Source organism: Chryseobacterium scophthalmum (assembly GCF_900143185.1).
GTDB classification, from domain to species: Bacteria; Bacteroidota; Bacteroidia; order Flavobacteriales; family Weeksellaceae; genus Chryseobacterium; species Chryseobacterium scophthalmum.
In genome coordinates this window covers 120,253-145,211 of the sequence record NZ_FSRQ01000005.1, presented here as the reverse complement: position 1 = coordinate 145,211, position 24,959 = coordinate 120,253, and the positions used below count along the sequence as shown (strand labels likewise).

The 24,959-nt window shown below is 34.1% G+C and carries 20 protein-coding genes; 10 read left to right on the top strand and 10 right to left on the bottom strand.

The window, feature by feature from the left end:
* The first annotated feature begins 97 nt into the window (after positions 1-97).
* On the top strand, positions 98-3,070 hold the full coding sequence (locus BUR17_RS18825; RefSeq protein ID WP_074232033.1) for a reprolysin-like metallopeptidase: 2,973 nt from the start codon (positions 98-100) through the stop codon (positions 3,068-3,070).
* A 387-nt stretch (positions 3,071-3,457) separates the two neighbouring features.
* Entirely contained in the window at positions 3,458-7,198 is a 3,741-nt protein-coding gene (locus BUR17_RS18820; protein WP_084550791.1) for a fibronectin type III domain-containing protein, read from the top strand.
* Positions 7,199-7,315: 117 nt separating this feature from the next.
* Here the strand turns inward: BUR17_RS18820 and coaE are convergent, their stop codons facing one another.
* The 5 genes from coaE to ruvB form a co-directional block, all read right to left on the bottom strand.
* Positions 7,316-7,954: a dephospho-CoA kinase gene (gene coaE / locus BUR17_RS18815; protein WP_074232031.1), complete on the bottom strand. Its 639-nt coding sequence runs from the start codon at positions 7,952-7,954 to the stop codon at positions 7,316-7,318.
* Positions 7,955-7,962: 8 nt separating this feature from the next.
* Positions 7,963-8,829 (bottom strand): MBL fold metallo-hydrolase, encoded by an 867-nt coding sequence (locus BUR17_RS18810; protein ID WP_074232030.1) that lies wholly within the window; start codon positions 8,827-8,829, stop codon positions 7,963-7,965.
* A 345-nt stretch (positions 8,830-9,174) separates the two neighbouring features.
* A complete protein-coding gene (locus BUR17_RS18805) occupies positions 9,175-9,786 on the bottom strand; it encodes an FMN-binding negative transcriptional regulator (RefSeq protein ID WP_074232029.1) in 612 nt (203 codons plus the stop codon).
* A 28-nt stretch (positions 9,787-9,814) separates the two neighbouring features.
* Positions 9,815-10,186: a four helix bundle protein gene (locus BUR17_RS18800; RefSeq protein ID WP_074232028.1), complete on the bottom strand. Its 372-nt coding sequence runs from the start codon at positions 10,184-10,186 to the stop codon at positions 9,815-9,817.
* A 34-nt stretch (positions 10,187-10,220) separates the two neighbouring features.
* Positions 10,221-11,243 (bottom strand): Holliday junction branch migration DNA helicase RuvB, encoded by a 1,023-nt coding sequence (ruvB, locus tag BUR17_RS18795; protein ID WP_074232027.1) that lies wholly within the window; start codon positions 11,241-11,243, stop codon positions 10,221-10,223.
* A gap of 287 nt (positions 11,244-11,530) precedes the next feature.
* Between ruvB and hutI the strand changes: the two genes are divergently transcribed.
* From hutI to BUR17_RS18775, 4 genes are all read left to right on the top strand, one after another.
* Positions 11,531-12,757: an imidazolonepropionase gene (gene hutI, locus BUR17_RS18790; RefSeq protein ID WP_074232026.1), complete on the top strand. Its 1,227-nt coding sequence runs from the start codon at positions 11,531-11,533 to the stop codon at positions 12,755-12,757.
* 1 nt (position 12,758) lies between these two features.
* Positions 12,759-13,865: a DUF695 domain-containing protein gene (locus tag BUR17_RS18785; RefSeq protein ID WP_074232025.1), complete on the top strand. Its 1,107-nt coding sequence runs from the start codon at positions 12,759-12,761 to the stop codon at positions 13,863-13,865.
* Positions 13,866-13,874: 9 nt separating this feature from the next.
* The gene (hutG, locus tag BUR17_RS18780; RefSeq protein ID WP_074232024.1) at positions 13,875-14,789 is read left to right on the top strand and encodes a formimidoylglutamase; all 915 of its coding nucleotides are present in this window, start codon (positions 13,875-13,877) and stop codon (positions 14,787-14,789) included.
* Between the two features lie 275 nt (positions 14,790-15,064).
* Entirely contained in the window at positions 15,065-16,357 is a 1,293-nt protein-coding gene (locus BUR17_RS18775; RefSeq protein ID WP_074232023.1) for an aldehyde dehydrogenase family protein, read from the top strand.
* 59 nt (positions 16,358-16,416) lie between these two features.
* On the opposite strand, the gene pyk is transcribed toward BUR17_RS18775, so the two are convergent.
* Genes pyk through BUR17_RS18750 form a run of 5 tightly spaced genes read right to left on the bottom strand, consistent with a single transcriptional unit; the run spans position 16,417 to position 20,596 of the window.
* The gene (gene pyk, locus BUR17_RS18770; protein ID WP_074232022.1) at positions 16,417-17,862 is read right to left on the bottom strand and encodes a pyruvate kinase; all 1,446 of its coding nucleotides are present in this window, start codon (positions 17,860-17,862) and stop codon (positions 16,417-16,419) included.
* The gene (locus BUR17_RS18765; RefSeq protein WP_074232021.1) at positions 17,855-18,328 is read right to left on the bottom strand and encodes an IPExxxVDY family protein; all 474 of its coding nucleotides are present in this window, start codon (positions 18,326-18,328) and stop codon (positions 17,855-17,857) included. Before BUR17_RS18765 ends, pyk begins: the two co-directional genes overlap by 8 nt.
* Positions 18,306-19,070 (bottom strand): ribonuclease III, encoded by a 765-nt coding sequence (gene rnc / locus BUR17_RS18760; RefSeq protein WP_074232020.1) that lies wholly within the window; start codon positions 19,068-19,070, stop codon positions 18,306-18,308. The genes BUR17_RS18765 and rnc overlap by 23 nt, the downstream gene beginning before the upstream one ends.
* Before the next feature lie 10 nt (positions 19,071-19,080).
* Entirely contained in the window at positions 19,081-20,325 is a 1,245-nt protein-coding gene (gene fabF, locus BUR17_RS18755) for a beta-ketoacyl-ACP synthase II (RefSeq protein ID WP_074232019.1), read from the bottom strand.
* 31 nt (positions 20,326-20,356) lie between these two features.
* Positions 20,357-20,596 carry an acyl carrier protein gene (locus BUR17_RS18750; RefSeq protein WP_002976354.1) on the bottom strand — a complete coding sequence of 80 codons (240 nt, stop codon included), beginning with the start codon at positions 20,594-20,596 and terminating at the stop codon, positions 20,357-20,359.
* A gap of 308 nt (positions 20,597-20,904) precedes the next feature.
* Between BUR17_RS18750 and BUR17_RS18745 the strand changes: the two genes are divergently transcribed.
* The 4 genes from BUR17_RS18745 (at position 20,905) to BUR17_RS18730 (ending at position 24,950) form a co-directional block, all read left to right on the top strand.
* Positions 20,905-21,399 (top strand): hypothetical protein, encoded by a 495-nt coding sequence (locus BUR17_RS18745; RefSeq protein WP_074232018.1) that lies wholly within the window; start codon positions 20,905-20,907, stop codon positions 21,397-21,399.
* 242 nt (positions 21,400-21,641) lie between these two features.
* Positions 21,642-22,937, top strand: a complete 1,296-nt coding sequence (locus BUR17_RS18740) for a site-specific integrase (protein WP_074232017.1) — start codon at positions 21,642-21,644, stop codon at positions 22,935-22,937.
* 640 nt (positions 22,938-23,577) lie between these two features.
* Complete coding sequence (locus tag BUR17_RS18735) at positions 23,578-23,859, top strand: helix-turn-helix domain-containing protein (RefSeq protein ID WP_084550788.1); 282 nt, start codon at positions 23,578-23,580, stop codon at positions 23,857-23,859.
* 194 nt (positions 23,860-24,053) lie between these two features.
* Positions 24,054-24,950 (top strand): hypothetical protein, encoded by an 897-nt coding sequence (locus tag BUR17_RS18730; RefSeq protein WP_074232016.1) that lies wholly within the window; start codon positions 24,054-24,056, stop codon positions 24,948-24,950.
* The last annotated feature ends 9 nt before the right edge of the window (positions 24,951-24,959 follow it).

Genomic DNA, 24,959 nt, shown 5'->3' with positions numbered 1-24,959 from the left:
GGTTTTTTTATTTGCGATATTGTTAATAATATTCGTTTATTTTTATAATAAATAAATGAAAACAAGTATATTTGACAGCTAAAAATAATTCAATTTTATGAAAAAATTCATTACTGCTTTATTTTGTAGTTTGATTGGTGGATCAGCGATAGCGCAATGGACTCCAACTTCAAACCCCAAAAGGAGTTCAAAAAATGAGCTATCAAATGTAACAGGTTACTATAAATTAGATTTACCTCAACTGCAGGCGAAGCTTAAAAATGCAGAAGAAACCGGCAAAAATGCTAGAGCTGTGGAAATTACCCTACCTACATTGTTCGGAAAGATGGAAAGGTTTGCTGTTTATAGCTTTCCGGTCATGGCGAAAGAATTGGCAGATCAGTATCAGCTGGGATCATATGTAGGAGTAGGTATTGATGACCCAAATAAATCTGTAAGATTCTCAGTTTCTCCTTCTGATTTTCAATCGATGATCAGCAATAATGGACAATATGAATTCATTGATGCTCAAAATAATGATAAAACTGTTTATGGTGTACATCCAAAAAGTAGAGATACAAATGGAAAAAGTTTTGTTTGTGGTACCGAAGAAAGCCCAGAATTAGTTAGTCAGATAGAGAAAATGGCTCAAAAAGGTCAAGCGTTTAGCAACCAATCGGGTAATTTTTCAAAAAATTCTGATAAGAAATACAGAACGATGAGATTAGCAATCTCTGCTACAAGTTCTTATGTTGCTTATACGGGAGGAACTTTAGCTACAGCTTTAGCTCAGATTAATGCGACTATGACAAGAGTGAACTTTGTTTTTGAAAAAGACTTTGCCTTGCATCTTAATGTGGCTAATTATCCAAATGTTATCTATACAACGGCCGCAACAGATCCTTACGTAAATACTTCTGATTTAAATTTATCAGTTCAGCAAGTTCTTACAGCGAATGTTGGAGAAGGTAATTATGACATTGGTCACGTTTTTAATGCTGCAGGAGGAAACGGAAATGCGGGTTGTATTGGTTGTGTATGCATAAGTCCAACTGGTGCGGTTCCAAAAGGAAAAGGTTCTGCATTTACACAAAGTACAGCTCCTTCAGGTGATACATTTGATATTGATTATGTTGCACATGAAATGGGACACCAATTGGGGGCTAATCATACATTTTCACACGCTTTGGAGGGTGCAGGTGTAAATATGGAGCCTGGTTCTGGTTCAACTGTAATGGGGTATGCAGGTATTACAAATGCAAATGTACAGATGAATTCGGACGCTTACTTCCATGTAGCAAGTATTCTACAAGTTCAAAATAATTTGACTAATAAAACGTGTGATGTTGAAACAACTATTGTAAATAATCCACCAGTAATTACTGCATTGCCTACATATAGTATTCCAAAAGGAACGGCATTTGTTCTTACTGCTTCTGCAACAGATCCTGAAAATGATCCACTTACTTATACTTGGGAACAGTTTAATGATGCTACACTTCCTGTAAACGGACAGGTTACTGGAGGTACAATTACTGCAGCAAACTTAGGAAATACTACGTATGGTGCATCATTTAGATCTATTGCTCCATCTACTAGTCCTTCTCGTTACTTTCCTAAACTCTCATCAGTTTTGAACGGGGTATTAAATAATTCAAATGGTCAATGGGAATCAGTTTCTAATGTGGCAAGAACTTCAGACTTTGTAGTTACTGTAAGAGATAATAGTATCGCAGGTCTTGCAGGTGGTATACAGCCTCAACAACAAACAGAGTCTGAAATTCAGACAATTAATGTTGGGAATGATGGGCCTTTTAAAATCAATGATCAATATCAATTTGGTTATACCAATACCTCATCAGCTATTGTATGGGATGTTGCAAATACAAGTGCTGCACCTTATAATGTAGCAAATGTTAAGATTGATTATACTACAGACAATGGGACGACTTGGAATGTTTTGATTGCCTCAACTCCTAATGATGGAACAGAAAACTTTACGTTTCCAACAGCATTAAATAATCAAACTATAAAAATGAGAATTTCTGCTATAGGAAATGTTTTTTATGCTATGAAAAGTGTTAATGTTACAACTTCTGCTGTGTGTGGATCGGCTCCAAACGGAGTTTTTGTAAATAATATTACTTCTACTACTGCAAGTGTAAACTGGGCTGTAATTACAGGAGCAACTTCATACAATATCAGATATAAAAAGGTATCTGAAACTACTTGGTCACAAACTACATCAACAACGAATTCTGTTACATTATCAAATTTAATGGTTGCTTCAGCTTATGAAGTACAGGTTTCAACTGTTTGTTCTGGTGTGCCAAGTGCATATTCTGCGTCTGCTAATTTTTCAACATTAGCAGCGTCCTATTGTGCTGTAGCTGGAGTTGCAGGTTCTCCTATTTATATTTCTAATGTTAACGTGACGAACGGTATCAATAATACTTCATCGTCAGGTATTTATACAGATTTTACTGCAAATTCTACTCTGCAAATTAACCTTGCAAAAGGTACCCCAAATACAATAACAGTTACTGGACCTGTTACAAATTATAATACTGTAATGGTATTTATTGATTATAATTTAGATGGTACTTTTGCATCTACTGAAAGAGTTCTTAATTTTCCTGTAGCTAATACAGCTACATTTACGGGTACATTTACAGTTCCAGCTTCAGCTATAGAAGGTCAACCATTTAGAATGAGAATATTGTATGCATATGCCGGAGCTTCTAATGTTGGACTAGTTGGTCCTGTGACATGGGCTTGTGGAACAAATAATTTTTATGGAGAGGTTGAAGACTACAATGTTGTGGTTGCTTCTACACTAAGTACTTCTGAAACAGCTGTTGCAAATAACGGTATTCAGATTTATCCAAACCCTGCCACTGATTTCCTAAATGTTACTAAAGTTTCTGATAAAGCTACTTACAAAATTTACAGCGCAGCTGGGCAATTAGTAGGTAATGGAAATATTAACAACGGAAAAATTAATGTTTCATCATTAATAAAAGGAGCTTATGTGATATCTATTGAAGATAAAGGAAAAGAAAGTTTCAATTCTAAATTTATCAAGAAATAACAAATTCTTTTTAATACTAATAAATCCTCAGGAAAACCCTGAGGATTTTTTTGTTTTGAAATCATAAGCTTTGTTTTGATGAAGTAATTGTAAAAAAAACGATTTTATCTATATTTTAATTATGGAAAATGATTAGATTTGTATTTAATATAAAATAATACAGCCTATGAGTAAATTCTCTACATTTTTATTAAATCTACGAAGTTCTATTAATTTTGGTATTATAAAAGAACCAATTTTTAAAATATTCGATAGATTATCATCTTATCTGTTTTCTATAGGAAATATACTTTTTTTAATGAAAATTAATATACGTAGATATACAGAAAAATCTAATGATAGATTCAAATTACATTGGTATTCAATTTCATTTTAATATTTTAGTTTATGAAAAAACTTCTACTTATGTGCCAATTACTTTTTGGCGCATTTCTCATGGCCCAAGTGAACTATACACAAGATTGGACAGCCACGGGACTTAATAACTGGACATCTGGTGGATCTGTTTTCTCTAGAATTACTACTGCAAACCAAATTTGTGGTACTACTGGGGGAACGATACGAGGTAATAGATATAGTGGAAATGAAGGAGATTTTACTTCTCCTAACATTCCAGGAAATAATCAGGGTGTTGTAACAATGTCTTTTGATTATAAAATCACCGACTGGTCTGCTGGAACAGTTGCAACTCCCGCATCAACAATTGGTGTAAATGGTATTGCTGTGCAATATTCAAACAACGCAGGGGGACCATGGATTACTGCATCTACTATTAGTTCTGCAAATCACGTTACAGCTAATACCTGTGCAACAAAAACTGTAACATTTAGTCCGTTAGCGGGTAATTTATTTGTAAGATTTTATATTACTTCAGGTACAAACGATAGCTATTACTACTTTGATAATGTAGTAATGACTCAAGGTGCGGCTCCTACTTGTTTGGCACCTTCTGGAGTTACCTTAGTAAATACAACAGCTACGAATGCAAATATTTCTTGGACAGCACCAGCTACACCTCCTGCAAATGGTTATGATGTATATTATAACACAACGGGTGTTGCTCCGACAGGTACTACTCCATTAAATGCAACCAATTCTGTACAAACTGCAGCTACAACTGCGACTATTCAACCATTAACACCTATTACAACATATTATGTTTGGGTTAGAGCAAAATGTAGTGGTACTGATTTAAGTACTTGGACTCCGATGCCGTCATTTATGACTTTGTGTGTACCAGTGTCTGTGCTTCCTTGGACAGAAAACTTTGATGCTATGACCACTCTAGGTGCTGGAATTGTTCCCCCTTGTTGGAAGCAAATTACTGGAACTAATCCTTGGACATCTTCAAGTGCTGCAGGATCAACGACATCTCCCGGACCAAGATCTACACCAAACTATGTTAGGATTCAATGGGGTAATACAAACGCAAGCCAGTTATGGACACCAGGATTTACACTAACTGCTGGAACGACTTATGAATTTTCATTCTATTATCATAACCCGGAATATACTGGATTTTCAGGTAATGTTTTAGTAAATTCTTCCCAATCTTCTACGGGGGCTACGAATTTGGGAGTATTCATCACTTCTACACAAACTACAGCTAATTATACCCAATATAAAGTATATTACACACCTACAACTACGGGAACATATAATTTTGCTGTAAGTTCATCTGCTAATTCTGTACCTTATTATTTAGGTGTTGATGATTTCCGATTAAGAGTTGCTCCTACTTGTATAGAGCCGTTAGGGGTAGTAGCAGTTAGTGCCACAGGAAATACAGCTACTGTATCTTGGAATCCGCCAGCAACACAACCTGCAAATGGATATCAAATTTATTATAGTACAACAACCACACCTCCTCCTACACCACAAGTAACGGGTATTCCTGGTACAGCGGTTAGCCATACAATTCCGGGGCTAAACCCAAGTACTACCTATTATATTTGGGTTAGAGCAATATGTAGTGCAACAGATCAGAGTGATTTATCAGATCCTGTATCTATTATGACAACACAAATTCCTGCGCAGCTTCCTTATACTCAGAATTTTACTGGAGGAAATGATTTGGGATTATTAAACGGAACACAGACCAATAAATGGGTACGAGGAAATGTAACAGGAAACCCTGCTCAATCATTATATATATCTAATGACAATGGTGTAACAAACGGGTATGCACATACAACAAGTACTGTACATGCATTTAGAGATATTCAGATTCCGGTAGGAACTACACTTGCATCATTCTCTTTTGATTGGAAAGGGCAAGGTGAAGGAACAACATTTAAATATGATTATTTGGAAGTTTGGTTAGTACCATCTACATATTTACCGGTTCCAGGGACGTTAATTACTGCAGGAGCAGGAAGAGTTTCTTTAGGACAGTATAACCTTCAGGGGACTTGGCAGTCTTATTCTAATACCAATTTAAATCTTACCAATTTCGCCAATACTGTAATGCGTTTAGTATTCCAATGGAGAAATGACGGTGGAGGCGGTACTCAGCCTTCGATTGCAATTGATAATATTGTACTAAGAGTTTGTAGTAATGTTACTCCTGTTGTTACAGTAGTACCTGCTTCTATTACACATAATGCAGCAACTCTTACTTGGCCACAAGATATTGGAGGGGCTTCTTATCAAATCAGATACAGACCTGTAGGTTCTACTCAATGGCTTCCTACAACTGGTCCTATTACTGTAGCTGCTGTAGCTGGAACTACAAATACCTATGCTTTCCCACAAAACTTATTACCATTTACTGATTATGAAGTGGAAGTTGCAGCCGTTTGTAATACAACCAATGTAGGGGTATTCTCACATAACGTATTTAAAACCAAATGTGATCCTACGCCTCCAAACGTGACGATTACTAACATTACTTCAACCTCAGCTTTAGTAACTTGGAGCCCTCTTGCTGCAGGTGCAAGTTATGAATTGCAATGGAGAGAAGTTGGTACAACACCATGGATTGCAGCTGCGCCTACTACTCCTCAACCTCCTGCTAATACTTACCTTCTTACAGGTTTAAGTTCTTATAAAACTTATGAAGTACAAGTAAGAAATAAATGTATTGGGTCTACAACTTTCAATCCTTGGTCTACATCTCAAGTGTTTACTACTATTAGAGTTTGTGAAATTCCGCCTCCGGGATTAACAATTACTCAGCTGAATCCTACATCAGCAGAAGTAGTTTGGGATGCTTATACTGGTACTGGAGCTACTAATAATTACATATTAAGATACAGAAAGGTAGGATTACCAAGTTGGACGACTGTTAACGTAAGTACTAATACTTATACAATAACAGGATTATTAGAACTTACGAAATATGAAATGCAGGTAGCCAATGTTTGTACTGGTACACCGGGTAATTACACACCTGAATACTATTTCACAACACCAACTGTAGTGTACTGCCCGATGCATTCAACGAACTTTGCTTCAGAATTTATTTCAAAAGTAACAGCAAAACCGGCAGGTAAACCAGAGATGATTAATATTACAGCAGGTTCAGCTTATTCAGACTTTACAGCAGTTCCTTTAAAGTATATTGATATGATTCAAGGCTCTGCAGGTAACCAGATTATAGTGGATAAAACACTTAGTTCGGGAGCTAAAGCGGGAGTAGCAGTTTGGATTGACTTCAACAGAAACGGAACTTTCGATCTTGATGAAAGAATTTTAGCGGATGGTCCGAATACGAATCTTACAGCAAGTGCTACATTCTCTGTACCAGCTGATGCTTTCATAGGATCTACAGATAAGTATGTTGTTATGAGAGTTGCGTTGGCTAAAGATGCGATTCCTGTAAACTGTATCAGCTTTACGGATGGTGAAGTAGAAGATTACACTGTAAGAATTTCTAAACTACCGGCTGTTAATACACTTAATCAAACAGATATCCTGATTTATCCAAACCCAGTTAAATCAATTCTGAATGTTAAGAACGTTAGCAAAAAAGCTAAGTACAAGATTTACACTGCAGCTGGTCAGATCATCTCAAGCGGAATCATCTTAAATAATAAGATTGATGTAAGCAGATTGATCAACGGTTTATACGTAATTGACATTGATGATGTTCAGGGCACAGCTCAGAGAAAATTCATTAAAGAATAATCAATTAATTAAATAGAATAAGCTCTCAGAAATGGGAGCTTATTTTTTTTATACATCAAAAAATTTTGAAAGCTTAAAACAAAAAATCCCGCTGGAGAAATTCCAGCGGGATTTTATTTATTCAATATCAAAAATAATCTTTTCGGTTTGCTCTTTCAGATCATCAAGATTGGTGTTGTTATAGATGATGCAATCTGCTAATTTTATTTTTTCCTTTTCAGACATTTGCTTTTCCATTACAGATTGTACTTCACGGTAGGTTTTTCCATCCCGATCCATCACTCTTTTTATTCTGATATTATCTTCTGCAGTTACCAAAACGGATCGATAACATTGTTTATGAAGTTTTAATTCGAACAGCAAAGCAGTTTCTTTAAATATTAAATACTTGGTCTGCTTCTTTACCCAATCCTCAAAATCTAAGCGAACAGCAGGGTGGATGATTTCATTTAAACTTTGCAGTAAATCTTTATTATTAAAAACCTTTTCGGCTACAAATTTCCTATTATAAAGACCATTTTCATCATAAGATTCATCGCCTAAAAGTTCTTTGATTTTAACCTTTAAATCATCGTTATCATTCACAATATCTTTAGCTCGGTCGTCCGAATAATACACGGGAAATCCGAAGTCTTCAATAAATTTTGCAACGGTTGTTTTTCCGGAACCAATTCCTCCTGTTAAACCAATGATTTTGGGCGCAGGTTTCGAATCAGGCTCACTTTTTTGACTTTCTGAATTCAATAATTCTTCCATAATCAATATTAATATCCAAAAACATCATTAAAACTGAAAGTCTCATCAAGACGAACTCCTTTTTCAGTCATTTTTAAACTTGCCAATTCGTTGTGTGCATCGTGCTCAAAAAACAATAGATAATCATTGTCTACACATTGTTTTAGAAACTTAGCTTTTTCTTCTATCGTCAATAATGGTCTTGTATCATAGCCCATCACATAAACCTGAGGAATATGTCCTGCTGTAGGAATTAAATCGGCAGCAAAGACAATTGTTTTTTCCTGATACTGAATCACGGGTAACATTTGCTTTTCTGTGTGACCGTCAACAAAAATGACATCCATTTTTAAGTCAGGTGCAAAGCCATAATTTCCGGTTGCGGGAAGTGGTAAAAAGTTCAGTTGTCCACTCTCTTGAATAGGAAGTATATTTTCTTTTAAAAAACTTGCTTTTTCTCTCGCATTAGGTTCAGTTGCCCATTGCCAGTGATTTTCATTGGTCCAGAATTGTGCGTTTTTAAAAGCCGGTCTGTAACCCGATTTATCATCGTTCCATTCAATAGCGCCACCGCAATGGTCAAAATGAAGATGAGTCAGGAAAACATCGGTAATATCTTCTTTTACAAAACCGTATTTTTTTAAATTATTATCTAAATTATCGTCACCCCAAAGCGAATAGTGACCGAAAAATTTGTCATCCTGCTTATTTCCGAGACCGCAGTCAATTAAAATTAATTTTTTTCCGTCTTCCACAAGAAGAGAGCGAGTTCCTAGTTCTATTAAATTTCTTTCGTCTGCAGGATTTGTTTTTTCCCACAAACTCTTTGGGACGACCCCAAACATGGCACCTCCGTCCAGTTTAAATTTTCCGCATTGGATAGGATATAATTTCATATAATATTTATTTTTTTAATGTATTGTTATCTTAATTATAATTCTTTACCATAAAAGTTGATGCATGTCTTAAAACTATAAATTAATTTTCTTAATTTAAATAAACAAAGTTTATTTCTTATTTAAACATTAAGGTTTTAAGAATCTTTTTACTGTTCATTTAAGAATCAATAAATTGATTTTCATAAGTTTTTTAAGCATCGAATTCTTTAAATCTTAATTTCTTAATGTTTAAAATACAAAAAACTAAAAGTATTTTAAAATAAAAGTTAGCTTTTATGAACTTTTGAATAACTGATTTTTCAAAACTAATATCTTTTGCATCTTTTGTGGTAAAAAATAACTTTATTTTTTCAGTAGTTTCATCTTTGTGGCAATTTGCCTTCCGTTTTCATCACCTTTTTCAAGATTTAAAATAATATTTTCAAAATCATCTTCTTTTCTGTTTTGAGATAATTTTTGTTTAATGAAAATCTCTGTAGGGATGATTTTTAAACCAAAAGCACCTTTCATTTCTTTTTCTACAAACTCTTTTCCCATATCTTTCACCATCATCGGACATTGCTGTGCTTGCTCATATTTGTAGGTTAATTTTTCTAAATGATTGTACAGTTCTTCAGAATTCATCAACTCAACTTTTCCATAAATTTGTACCGCTTCATAATTCCATGTAGAAACATTGATGTGGTCATACCAACTGCTCGAAATATAGGTGTGAGCTCCCAAAAAATCACAAAGAACTTCATTTCCGTTCGTCAGGGTTTTCGCTTGCGGATTGGCCCTTGAAATGTGAGTTTCAATATAAATATTTTCCGGATCATCTTCATTCAGCATCATCATAGAATGAGTCGCTCGAATTTTATCCACCGAGGAAATTAATAAAGCAAAAGAATTTTCTCTGATGATTTCTTTCATCAAATTGTAATCTTCACTTTTATATAATTTAGGAATAAACATTTTATAATTAAAAATTAAGAATGAATAATTAAGAGTTTTGTTTGGAAGTTTTTAAAATTGTAGTTAATAATTTTATGATTTCCTCAATATTTATTCTTATAGAATTAAATTCTGTATCATTAATGAACCCTGTTTTATGTAAAAGTTTAATCCAATAAAAAGATTCATAGGCTTCTTTATAGGATATTTGGAGTTTATAGATGAATTCTTTTTTACTAAACGAGGCAATACCTTCTTCTATATTTGCTCCAATTGAAGTTCCGCTTCTAAGCAATTGCTTTGAAAGAGTTTTTTCATTTCTTTCATTGTAAAGAACTTTATACAAGTTGATAATTCTAATTGAAAAATCAAAAGATTTATTTCGAATAATATTATCCTTTTCTTGAAAGCTACTTTCCATTTTCCGATATTAATTATTCATTTTTAATTATTAATTAAAATAGTTCTCCGGGATTTCTCGGTATCGCAATATTCAAATGTTTATAAGCCTTCTCAGTAACCTCTCTTCCTCTCGGAGTTCTGATAATAAATCCTTCCTGAATTAAAAACGGTTCATAAACCTCTTCCAATGTTTCTGGATTTTCTGCAATAGATGTTGCCAAAGCTGAAATTCCTACAGGTTTTCCTTTGAAATTTTCAATCATTACACGCATGATCTTATTATCCATTTCGTCTAAACCAAATTCATCTACATTTAAAGAATTTAGAGCATATTTGGTGATTTCAATTTCAATTTCGCCATCTCCTTTAATTTCTGCAAAATCACGGACTCTTCTTAAAAGTGCATTGGCAATTCTCGGAGTTCCACGGCTTCTTCTTGCAATTTCAATGGCTGCATCTTCATAGATTTTCACCCCCAAAACTCTTGCACTTCGGATGATAATCATAGACAAAAGTTCAATGGTGTAATATTCCAATCTGCTTTGAATACCAAATCTTGCCAACATCGGCTTGGTCAGCATTCCGCTTCTGGTTGTTGCTCCCACCAATGTAAAAGGATTTAATCCGATCTGAACACTTCTTGCATTTGGACCGGTTTCCAGCATAATATCGATTTTGTAATCTTCCATTGCAGAATACAGATATTCTTCCACAACAGGCGAAAGACGATGGATTTCATCGATGAAAAGTACATCGTTTTCTTCCAGATTGGTTAGCAAACCTGCGAGACTTCCCGGTTTATCCAAAACAGGACCGGATGTGATTTTACAGCCTACACCAAGTTCATTCGCAATAATATTTGCCAAAGTTGTTTTTCCCAATCCGGGAGGACCGTGAAGCAAAACATGATCGAGCGCACCACCACGTCTTTTGGCAGCGGTAACGAAAACTTCAAGATTTTCTAAGGTTTTTCGCTGTCCTGCGAAATCCTTAAAACTCTGCGGACGAATCTGCTCTTCCTGAATGAGCTCTTCGTGCGAATAATTGTCTTTATCTGGATGTAAAAAATCGGGCATTAATTCAGTTTCATTTACCGTAAAGATAGGAAAATTAGGTTAAGATTTAGATTAATTTCAGGCAGAGATTAAGGTTTAGGTTAAGATTGTACGCTCGACCTTTTATCATTTACAAGATTGATATATTTTAAGTAATTTTGAGAGAGAAAATTTTAAATATAAAAATTACTTAGCTTCTAATATCGTTTAGATTCCTACGGAATGACAAATTACACGTTCTTTTTGTCATTCCGTAGTAATCTAAGCAAAATATATTAAAAGAAAAGTTTAGCTTTTAAACCAAATAAATGAAACTTATAGGCCCTTTCAAACAAGTTGTAACACTTGCGAATCTTCCGTTAAGAGGAAAACTTTCTGATGAACAAATTGAAATTATCGTTGATGGCGGAATTTTAGTTAATGAAAATAAAATCCATACAATCGGAAATTTTGAAACCTTAAAATCTGAAAATCAAAATATAGAAATCGAAACCATTGAAAGCGAGCAAATCGTACTTCCTGCGTTTGTAGATTCTCACACTCATATTTGTTTTGGTGGAAATCGAGCCAACGATTTTGCCATGCGAAATGCAGGAAAAACGTATCTTGAAATTGCCGAAAGTGGCGGTGGAATATGGAGTTCGGTACAACATACAAGAAATGCTTCAGAAGAAGAATTGTTGAAAACTTTATTAGAAAGAATTGATTTTTTAATTTCTCTTGGAATTACAACCATCGAAGTAAAAAGCGGTTACGGTTTGGATGTTGAAAACGAGCTGAAAATGCTTCGAATGATTAAAAAAGCACAGGAAAAGACTCAAGCAACTTTAGTTCCGACCTGTCTTTCAGCACATTTAAAGCCACGAGATTTTGAAGGAACTAACGAAGAGTATTTAAATTATATTTTAACCGAAATTTTACCAAAAGTAAAAGAAGAAAACCTCGCAAAACGAGTTGATATTTTTATTGAGAAATCAGCATTCCAACCTGAAGAAAGTAAAAATTTCTTACTTAAAACTAAAGACTTAGGTTTCGAAATTACGGTTCATGCAGATCAGTTTACACCGGGAAGCTCTAGAATTGCCGTAGAAGTTGGCGCGAAATCTGCAGATCATTTAGAAGCTACAATCGATGAAGATATTGAGTTTTTAGCACAGTCTGAAACCGTGGCAACCGCTTTACCGGGAGCTAGTTTAGGATTGGGTGAGAAGTTTACTCCAGCAAGAAAGTTATTGGATGCAGGAGCAATAGTTGCGATTGCAAGTGACTGGAATCCTGGTTCTGCACCGATGGGGAATTTAATTACGCAAGCTTCTATTTTAGCAACGTTTGAAAAGTTAACAACCGCAGAAGTTTTAGCAGGAATGACTTTCCGTTCAGCTTTTGCTTTAGGTTTAGAAGACAGAGGAAGTTTAAAGGAAGGTTTAAAAGCAGATTTTGTAACCTATAAAACCAACAATTTCCAAAATGTTCTTTATAACCAAGGAAGCTTGAAGGCAGAGAATGTTTATATCGATGGGATTAAAGTAAAATAATATGGGAATTTTCGATAAATTTTTCAGTAAAAAAGAAGAGAAAGAAGCTGCCGAAATTAAAAATTATAAAAATTTTTGGGATTGGTTTCTTACTAAAGAAAAAGATTTTTTTGATGTCGTAAAAAACCACGATAATATAGAAAATAACTTTTTTGATGTTATTGCTCCAAAACTTAAAGAGTTAAACGGAGGATATTATTTTCTTGCGGGAATGAGTGATGATTCTACTGCAGAATTGATTCTAACGGTAGAAGGTGATATTAAAAATATAGCTTTTGCTGAAGAAATAATTGAGATGGCTCCCAAACTTGATCATTGGAAATTTACCGCTCTAAAACCGGAAATGAACCTTACAAGCGGAATTGAAATGGATGGCAGAAAATTTTCTGGTGAAAATATTTTCTTTTATGAGAATGAAGTCGAAGGTTATCCCGACGAAATCGACATCACATTTGTTTACGAAGGTTTAAACGAAGAAAATAAAGATGCTGTTGTAACCGGAGTCTGCGTTTTTCTGGATAACTTTTTAGGCGAACTTAATTTTGCCACTCAAATCGATACTTTTAATGTCGTTGGAAAAGATAATGCTCAAAAAGAATTGGTGTCGGTTACGAAACTGAAAGATTTTTTATCGTGGCGCGAAAGAGAGTTTACAGAAAAGTATAAAAATGTGAAAGACTTCAGCGAAGAAGACAAATTTTCTGTTTTTGAGGCGACTCTGCAAAACGGTTCTCCTCTTATTGCGACGATCAATACTTCTTTGTTAACTTACGATTCAAAAGCTTCTTATCCGTGGATTTCTATTTTGAAAGTTCAGTATAACGGAGAAAATAATAATGGACTTCCCCAAAAAGAAGACTATGAAAAATTAAGCAATATCGAAGAGCAGATTATTGAAGAATTGAAAATCGAAGACGGTCATCTATACATTGGAAGAGAAAATGCAGATAACATGAAAGAAAGTTATTTTGCAAGTAAAGATTTCAGGAAACCTTCAAAAGTTTTGAAAAAAGTAATGGATGATCACCCTGAATATAAAATGACACTTGAAATTTATAAAGACAAATATTGGCAGAGTTTTGAACGCTATAATGTAAATCAAAATTAAATTAAAATCATGATTTGGCAAGGAAGATTAGACGGTGAAGAACTACTTTATCACAGAATATTTCAGAGAGTAAAAGCAGAAAGTAATTACGATTTGATTTCAACTAACGATTTCGTTTTACACGGATTTGCCGTTGACGAAGGCGTTCGCAGAAATAAAGGAAGACAGGGTGCAAAAGACGCTCCTGATGTTATTCGAAAAAATATGTCTAATTTTCCTGTGATTCGTCCTGATTTTTCACTTCTTGATTTTGGAAATATTACCTGTGAGGATGGAAATCTTGAAAATACCCAAAATGAACTGGCGAAAAATGTTTCTAAAGTTTTGCTAAAAGGGGGGAAATCTTTGGTTCTTGGCGGTGGTCATGAAGTTACTTTTGGTCATTACCGCGGTGTGAAAACCGCTTTTCAGGAACAGAAAATTGGGATTGTTAATTTTGATGCACATTTTGATAACAGACAACCAGAAAATGGAGTAGGAGCAAGTTCTGGAACCGGTTTTTGGCAAATTGCTCAGGAAGGTGAGATCAATTCTTTACACATCGGAATTCAGAGAAATTCTAATACGTTAAAGCTTTTCGACACAGCTCATCAATTTGGCATGAAATATATTCTGGCGGATGAATTGTTTTTCGAAAACCTTCCTTCGATCTATGAAAGAGTTAATGAATTGGCAGAGTCGGTAGACTTTCTTTACATGACGATTTGTATGGATGTCTTCAATGCTTCAATTGCGCCGGGAGTTTCTGCTTCGGCTTACAACGGAATTTTTGCAGATGCTGCATTTATGCATTTGTACAGACATATTCTTAGAAATGAAAAATTAATTGCCTTGGATATTGCGGAAGTAAATCCTGGTCTTGATATTCAGGATCATACCGCAAGATTGGCTGCAAGTCTGGCTAATGAATGGTTTATGATTTAGAATCTGTTGTCTCGCTGATTGAGCAAATTAAGCAGATTTTATAAATCAAACAAATCTGCTCAATCTCCTTAATTTGCGAGAGAAATATTTTTAGTCATTATCAATTTAGTTTTATTGAATTAAATTTGAAATTCTTTTAGCTGTAATAAATACAATTCATAGAATTTATCATTAATTAAATACGATATAAGGAACAATATTTGTTGCCTTAAAAATGCTTAATCCAAAAGCAGAAGATTCGTGATTCTTGAATCTTTAAAAATGGAATTTTTAACATGGAAAATTTAATAGAAAACAAGCTGTTAAAAGCTGACCAGGCTTTTCAGGAATGGAAAAAAGTTCCGTTTGAAGAAAAGCAGAAACTTATTGCAAAAGCTGCTGAAATTTTTAAAAATAAAGCTGAGGTTTTTGGTGAATTAATTACTGAGGAGATGAATAAGCCCATTTCTCAAGCCATTTCAGAGGTTGAGAAATCTGCTTTAATGATGAATTATTATGCGGATGCTGAGAATATTTTAAGCCCAGAAAAAATAGAATCTGAATATAAAATTTCAGAAATTCATTATGTTCCGAAAGGAGTAATTTTAGGAGTAATGCCCTGGAATTTTCCGTTTTGGCAGGTTTTAAGATTTGCAACGCCTGCAATTTTGGCAGGAAATACAGTCGTTTTAAAACATGCATCCATCTGTTTCGGAAGTGGAAATGCTATTGAAAAAGTTTTTATTGAAGCCGGTTTTCCTGAAGGAGTTTTCCAAAATCTTGAAGTAGGGCATGGTGAAGTAAAAGAAATTTTAGAACATAAAACCATTAAAGGAGTAAGCCTTACCGGAAGTGAAAAAGCCGGAGCTGAAGTAGCTGCAACTGCTGGAAAAAATATTAAAAAATCTCTTCTGGAATTAGGCGGAAGTGATGCTTTTATTGTTTTGGAAGATGCTGATTTGGATGAAGCTGCAAAAGTGGGAGCTTTGGCAAGATTGCAAAATTGTGGGCAAACCTGTGTTGCTGCAAAAAGATTTATTATTCAAAGAGAGGTAGAATTTGATTTTCTTCCGAAGTTTATTCAAGAATACAAAAAATTTGTTCCAGCTGATCCTAAATTAAAAGAAACAAAATTGGCCGGAATGGCAAGACCGGATTTGGCAGATGATCTTGAAAAGCAATACCAGAAAGCTTTAGATCATGGTGCAGAAGTTATTATTCCTCTTGAAAGAATTTCTGAAAACGAATTTATTCCGGGATTAATAAGAGTAGAAGAAGGAAATCCTGTTTTACAAGAAGAATTATTTGGTCCTTTAGGAATGGTGATGATTGCTCATAACGATCAAGAAGCGTTAGAAATTGCCAATAATATTCCGTTTGGTTTATCCAATTCGGTATGGACGAAAAATGAAGAACGCCAACAGTTTTTTATTGATAATTTAGAATCCGGAACGGTAAATATCAACAGAATGACAAGTTCTGATCCCCGTTTTCCATTCGGTGGAACCAAATCTTCAGGATATGGAACTGAGCTTTCTTTATTGGCCTTAAAAGAGTTTGTGACGGCGAAAACAATTTTAGGAAAATAGACATAAAAAAAACCTCCCGAAAATTTTCGGGAGGTTTTTACTTATATCAAAAACAATAATTAAATTGTTGTTAATCTCAATGTATTTGTTTTTCCACCTTCGTAAGACGGCGTTGCATTGATGTTGATGACGAAATCTCCGGTTTCAATATAACCGTGGTTATGCGTCAACATATTTACCTGAATGATGGTTTCATCCGTAGGTTTGTTCATATCGTAATAATAAGCACGAACTCCCCAAAGTAGATTAAGCATCGTAATTACTCTCTTATTTCCACTATAAACAATGATGTGAGAATTTGGTCTGTGCGCCGATAATTGGAACGCTGTATACCCAGAACTTGTTAAAGTTACGATTGCAGCAACGTTGGTACTTTTTGCGATTCTTACTGCTGCAAGACAAATTCTGTTTGTAATAAAACGTTCGTCGATACAGTTGTAATCTTTTTCCAGTGGCTCATTTTTGTTCTGATAAAAAGAAGTCATTTCTATATTCTTCACAATTTTCGCCATATTTTCAACAACCTGAATAGGATATCTACCCACAGAAGTTTCTCCTGAAAGCATTACCGCATCAGCTCCGTCTAATACAGAGTTGGCAACGTCATTTACTTCAGCTCTTGTAGGCGTTAAGCTGTTAATCATTGTTTCCATCATTTGAGTGGCAATGATTACCGGTTTTGAGAAGAATCTAGCTCTTTCAACCAAGTTTTTCTGAATGGCAGGAACTTCTTCCATCGGAACTTCTACACCAAGATCTCCACGAGCAACCATTAAACCATCACATTCCAATAGAATTTCATCGATGTTCTTAACGCCTTCTGGCTTTTCAATTTTAGCAATGATCGGCGTTTTGAATTTTCCGTTTGGATGATTTTTGATTAGCTCTTTTAAGTCGATAATATCTTGAGCGTGACGAATGAATGATAAAGCGATCCAGTCAACCTCCATATCCATCATGAAATTGGCATCCTGAATATCTTTTTCTGTCAAAGCAGGAAGAGAAACGTTCGTATTCGGAAGGTTTACTCCTTTTTTAGAACTCAATGGTCCCCCTTGAATTGTTTTTGCTTTTACGGTGTCTATTTTGTTGGTTTCAATAACCTCCAACATTAGTTTTCCGTCATCAATAAGGATTCTTTCACCCACATTTACATCCTGAGGAAACTGTTGATAAGTCATATAAACCTTCGTAGAATCTCCTTCAATTTTTTCGTTTGTAAACGTAAGAATGTCTCCAGGATTAAGGTATGAACCTTCTTTTACAACACCTACTCTAAGTTTTGGACCCTGTAAATCCCCTAAAATACTTACGGAATAACCGTATTCTTTATTAAGGTCTCTGATGATATTTATATTGGAACGAACTAAATCATAGTCGGCATGAGAAAAGTTTATTCTAAAAACGTCAACACCCGCTCTCATCAATCCTAACATTACCTCCTTCGAAGATGAAGCAGGTCCTAGTGTTGCAATAATTTTTGTCTTCTTTAAATACTTATTCATAATACTGTATTATTTGATAGAGCTCTTCTTCAGAACTCAGATTGTAATCTTGAATAGGAAACGCAAGATTTTCAGCCAGCAAAATTACGGAAAAATCAGGAAACTGTTCCGAACTGTGCAGAATATATTCTACTTCTGGATGATTATTTAATAAAAATTTAATGTTTTCTTCTTCTGCGAAGAGTTCAGTTTGTAATTTTTTTTGATTACTTTCTGAAGATTTGTTGGAGATGAAGGTAAAACAGGTTCTTGTATACTTGTGATAAGCTTCAAACCTGGGAAAATGAAAATCATAATGAGACCCGTGATAGACAAGGTCTTTTATTCTTGAAAACTTTAAATCGTTGTTTTGATTGATTTTGAAAAAAAACTCGTGATCTGGTATATGTTTGACTAATCTTACCAAAGCGATGGTAATATCTTCAAATTCTATATCATCAAGATCATAAAGTTTTTGGATTTCCAAGTATATTTTCTTTTTTATTTAAAATATAAAATGCTCTTTGTGCAGCTTTTTCTTCGGCTTTTTTCTTTGAAGTTTCTGTGGCATTCGAAATGTTTTCATTTCCCAGCCAAACATGGCATCTGAAGACGATCGATTTGTTTACCTGAATTTCTTCACAAGTTTCGTACTTTATATTGAGTTTCTTTTTCTGGCTCCATTCCAGCAAAAGACCTTTGTAGCTTACAATTTTATTTTCAAGTTTATTGATTTCTGTTGGCGTAAGCAGTCTATCCAGAACGATTTTTTTGCAAATTTCGTATTGGAAGTCTAAATAAACAGCACCAATTAATGCTTCAAAGAGATTTCCTGAAATGTTATCTCCTAAAGCAACAGCATGATTGTTTTTTTGTAAAAGATCGGTAAGCTTTAAATCTTCTCCTAATTTGTTAAGATTCTTTCTGTTTACAATTTTAGATTTCATCTGCGTCATGTATCCTTCATTAGCTTTAGGATAAGTTTGAAACAAATGACACGAAACAATTGTGCCCAATACAGAATCTCCTAAAAATTCAAGCCTTTCGTAATTGCTTTCCTGATTTTTAGAAGAAGTTTTAATTGAAAAAGCCTCACGATAAAAGTTGACATTCTGAATCTCAATCCCTAAAATTTTATTTAGTTCTGTGCTCAGGAAATAGTCTCTTTCCGTAAGTTGTCTTTTTCTTTTTTTGATAAGGAATTTAGAAAAGTATTTCTGTAACTCCATTCAGTAATAATTAGATTTTTTTAAACAGAACACAAGCATTGTGCCCACCAAATCCAAAAGTATTACTCATGGCTACTTTTACATCTTTTTTTACAGCGTCATTAAATGTGAAATTTAATCTGCTGTCGATGTTCTCATCATCAGTAAAATGGTTGATTGTAGGAGGTACAATACCATGAATAATAGTTCCTAAAGCAGCAATTGCTTCAATAACTCCGGCTGCACCCAAAAGGTGACCCGTCATTGATTTTGTAGAATTAATCTGAATGTCGTAAGCATGCTCACCCAATAATCTTGAAATTGCGTTTGATTCTGCAATATCTCCTAATGGAGTAGATGTACCATGCATATTGATGTGATCTACTTCATCAGCAGTTAAACCTGCGTCTTCTAAGCAATTTTTCATTACTAAATAAGCTCCTAAACCTTCAGGATGTGGTGCCGTCATGTGATGTGCATCTGCACTCATACCGCCACCCAATAATTCTGCATAAATTGTTGCACCACGCTTCACAGCGTGTTCGTACTCTTCAAGAATAATAGAACCTGCACCTTCGCCCAAAACAAAACCATCTCTGTCTTTGTCGAACGGTCTTGATGCCGTTGTAGGATCGTCATTTCTTGTAGATAATGCCATCATTGCATTAAATCCTCCAACACCACTTGCCGTAACGGCAGCTTCAGAGCCTCCACAAACGATAACGTCTGCTTTGCCAAGCTGAATAAGCATTTTAGAATCAATTAATGCGTTTGCAGATGATGCACAAGCAGAAACTGTAGTATAATTGGGACCGTGGAAACCATATTCAATAGAGATATGTCCAGGTGTAATGTCCGCAATCATTTTTGGAATAAAGAAAGGGTTAAATCTTGGGATGTCTGTATTTGCCCAGCCCAAAACTTCGGTTTCGAAAGTTTCTAAACCACCAATCCCTGATCCCCAAATCACTCCGACTCTGTTTTTATCAACATTGTCTTCCATGATTCTTGAATGGCTTACTGCTTCTCTTGCAGCAACCAGCCCAAGCTGAGTGTTTCTATCCATTTTTTTAGCTTCTTTCTTATCGAAATGGTCTAATGGATTGAAGTTTTTCACCTCGCAAGCGAACTTGGTTTTAAAGTTTGTGGCATCAAAAAGAGTAATAGGAGCGGCACCGCTCTTGCCTTTTACAAGACTTTCCCAGTATTCATTCGCATTATTACCGACGGGTGTTATTGCGCCAAAACCAGTTACAACTACTCTTTTTAATTCCATAAACTTTGTAAATTTTCTTTGTTGAAGAATATTATTTATTTACTACTTCTTCTATATAAGCGATAGCGTGCCCTACAGTAGTAATTTTTTCAGCTTGGTCATCAGGGATTTGAATGTTAAATTCTTTTTCAAATTCCATGATTAACTCAACTGTATCTAGTGAGTCTGCTCCTAAATCATTTGTGAAGCTAGCCTCAGGAGTTACTTCTGTTTCTTCAACGTCAAGCTTATCAGCGATGATAGCTTTTACTCTTGATGCAATGTCTGACATAGTAAATTATTTTTTTTATTGTTAGATGGTGCAAATATATAAAATTCTTTACGATAAAACATTTTTTTAACCTTTTTTGTCGGTAGACTGATGATAATTTATTATATTTTGCGGTAGTGTTTTCGTAATCAGTGTTTTATAGTTCCTTTGTTTTTTATTGAGTTTTAAAAATATCTTTAACCTCCCTTCTTGTATATTTATGTATAATCAATTTATTCATTCTGGTTATTTTGATTGATTTTAAAATAGCTTTACTACTAAAAAGCATTGATTCTATATTTTATATTTGCGTTTTAAAATTAATACCAATGTCAACTGCTTCTCATATGCTGGTTCCGATGACGGATTTTGTAATTGAATACTATTCGCATGAAGGATATGCAGATCTTCATACCCTTAAGGTGATGAATAATTATGCTAATTTTCTTAAGATGCTTTTGTCGCTGGAAATGTTTGTGCCAACAGATCAGCTTGGTAATATTTTGAAGGAACCTAAAAATTATTCAGATTGGAAATCGCTCTCTCATAATAATGAGTTGGATGAAAACGATTCTCCTTCGATGCTTGATGAATATAAATATTACAATAAAGCCGAAAGCAAGCGTTTGTTTGATGGTTTTGAAGTTGCGTACAATGGTTTTTCTGTTGTGAGGATTGTAGCGACTTATAATAAAGATATTGAATTATCCTTCAATAAGGTTGAAGGCAAATTTCAGCATTACATTACTATAGAATCTCTTCTTAATTTTGATGCTGTATTTCTTTCAAAAACAGCGTTAAAAAAGATAGGGTTAAAGACTTGAATTTAAATTATTGAAATAAATAAAAAAAACAGAAGCATTTTAAATGTTTCTGTTTTTTTTATTTTTTGTGGAGTTGGAGGGACTACTTTTTTGAATCTGTTAAAATCTTGATTAATTCATAAACGCTTTGTACCAAAGTGTTTCAAGCGAATTTAATTAATTTGAATTTATTAAAATTAAACTATATTTGAATTTTTTGGGTACAACTATGGGTACAACTTTAAATTTGAATCACTTTAATTATGGCATCAGTAAGTTTTTTTATCAGAGGGAAAGTAGAAGATAAGGAAAGCACCGTTTGGGCAAAATTCAGAGATCGGGATATTGATATTCGTGTTCCTGTTCCATACCTAAGTTGCAAACCAAAAGATTGGAAAGATGGCAAATGCAAAATGCCGTCTAAAAAAATGCAAAAAGATGATGCAGAAACTATTAACACACGTTTAGTACAGTTGGAAGCAAATATTATTTCCAGTTATACAGAAGATAAACCCGAATTAGATTTGAAGGAATGGTTAAAATCAATCATTGAGCCTAAAAGTCAAAAAATTGAAAAAGAGAATTATTCTGATGATGTCGTTTCCTTTATAGATATTTATGTTTCTTTCAAAAAGGATAGTATTACCGAATCTACTATTAAAAAAGCGAATGTAGTTAAACAGATATTACAACGATATACGGATGATAAAAGTAAAATCAAAAGAACTTTCAGGAATTTAAAATTTAAAGATTTAGATAATAATTTTAGGATTGATTTTGAAAAATACTGTCAAAATGAAATTTATAAAATTTCAAATACTTACAAAAATTTGAAATTCTTAAAAATGGTATGTAATGTAGCAGAATCTTTTGACATTGAAGTTCATAAACACGTTAAAAATTGGAAATTTGAAGTTGAAAAAGCAACAAGGAACGATCCTAAATCGATATACTTAACCTTTGAAGAACTTGATAAAATCGAACAAACCGAAATGCCTCACGATTATTTAGATAATGCAAAAGATTGGCTTTTAGTTGCCTGTTATACAGCCCAACGTGTAAGTGATTATTTGAGATTTACTTCATCGATGATTGTGGAAGACAGTGAAGGACAAAAATATTTGGAATTTATACAGATAAAAACAGGGGCAAAAATGAAAATCCCTTTATTAAAGAAAGTACAGGAGGTTTTAGACAAGAGGAATGGAGAGTTTCCACGAAAAATATCGGATGTGAAATTTAATCTTTATATAAAAGAAGTATGCAAAATTGCGGGAATTGATGAAGTGATTTACAACGGAAAGGTGATGACAATAGAGCGTAAAGGAAAACCTAAAATTACTCGAAAGGTGTTTGGCGAGTACCCAAAACATGAGTTGGTTACTTCTCATATTGGACGTAAGAGTTTTGCTTCAAATTTTTATGAAAAAATTCCTACGGCTTATTTGTTGAATTTTACAGGACATACCACAGAAAGACAGTTATTGGCGTACATAAATAAAACAGATGTTGAGAAAGCCAAATCGACTGCGAATATTTTTAATAGTTTAGGATATTGAAAAGTTAAAATTTGTTAAAATTTTGGTGATTAATCAAAAGCTTGTAAATTTGTAGTCGAATTGGAAAGTTAGAGTATAATCATATCAATTTCCACATTCAGCAAAGGTATCTTTAACAATTCATTTAAGTAGCTGTACGTTTCAGTATTGAAATGCTAGCAGTGATGCCAAAATTGTATTATCACTTTTTTGATGATTTCGGGAGCCTCCGAAATTAAACAAGAGCGCAGAAAATGATTATATCTGTGTAAAAAGTGCCACATTTTGAAGACAGGAGTCCAAACCTACCAAACGGCGAATTAATCTTATTTCTAAGGGTGGATTATGCTTTGGATTCAAATTTTTTACGAAAACCCTTTGGAACCTCAACCTCACCAAATGACGGACTAATTTTTTTAGGGTTAATTACGTCTTCACAGCAAATACAACTTTGAAGAATGGAGTCCAAACCAATTAAAAAAAACAGCGCACGAATTAAATACCATAGGATAATTATATCCAAACATCAACGAAATTAAATCAACAATATACAGACCTAACTTTTTAAGTTGGGTCTTTTTTTATGCCCGAAATCGGGCGAAACAGTCGGGAACCTCAGAAGGGTTCCCTTTTTTATGTCTAATAATTAAAAATCTACAATATGAATACTACAAATAATAACACACTACTATTCCAAATAACCAAAGAAGAACTAATGCAGGACTTTGAACAGCTTGTTTATAAAGTATTGGAAAAAATGCAACATAATCAAGTATCAAAAAACGAAAAAGAGTTTTACACTCGGGAAGAAACAGCTAAATTATTAGATGTTAGTTTAACAACGCTCTTTCATTGGAACAATGACGGTACATTGAAAAATACCAAAATCGGTAAAAGAGTTTACTATTCTAAAAATGAGGTTTTAGCACGATTAAATCCTTAAATTATCGGTTTTATCCTGTATTCTCTGCGAGGGACTGAATCTTTTTACAATTGCCACGCACAACACCATGCGTACGCTATAGAGCCACGCAAACACGTTAAAAATAACCTCAAAATTTTTCCATTAACAAACTGCTTAACGCACGGTAAAACAGCCGTAAAAGCCTTTGTTGTGTCTTAACTAAAAATAAAATTATGATTGACTTTATAAAAGTATACACCTATACAAAAGAATCTTTGGAAAATAGAATTAAGAACGATTTTCCCGATAGCGAAACAAAATGCTCGTATGATTATTTCAACAAAACTCCCAAATATCCATGCAAAAGATATTTTGAAAATATTGAAGTTAGAATTACGGATAAATCAGCATTTGTTAGAAACTCTATACATACCTATTTTAACCTTAAAAACGGTGTTGCTGAAGGCAATTATACAGATTTTTCCTACGGCGATATTTTGACAGCCTTTGAGCAGCTTCAGGGCGATCTGAACGAAGATATATTAGATTACAAAGTAACTAATCTTGAGTTTGGTTTGAATATACGAACCTCTCTAAGTCCTAAGCAAATGCTTGAAAATAACTTTTTGATGTTCAACTTTGACGAATTTAATCAAAAAGATGCTTTTGGGGGTAAGGGCGCATATAAGCAATATAACCGCAATGAATACTATGTAAAGATGTATGACAAAGGATTACAGTATAGGCTGCCTTACAACCTGTTGCGGGTGGAAATAAAAATAACTGATAGCAAAATGCTGAAAAAAAGATTTGGAATCCATTTAGTTCGGGACATTTTTGAAAAAAGTCGGTTGGAATTGCTGTTTAAATGGCTTTTGGCGTGTTTTGATGAAATAAATATCATTGATAATCTCGCGACTCAGGAAATCCGCGGGGAAGAAAAAACAGTTTTAGAATTAGGTAAAAGTCCTCATTATTGGCGGGAAATAAAAAACAGTAAATCATCTACTTACTATTATAACCTAAGATCAAAGTACATTGAGCTACTTGAAAAGTACCAACTTTATACCATAAAGCAGGAGCTACGGAATTTACTTGTTGCTAAGTTCCAAAGTTTGATTGAGGGTTGAGGGTTGCAG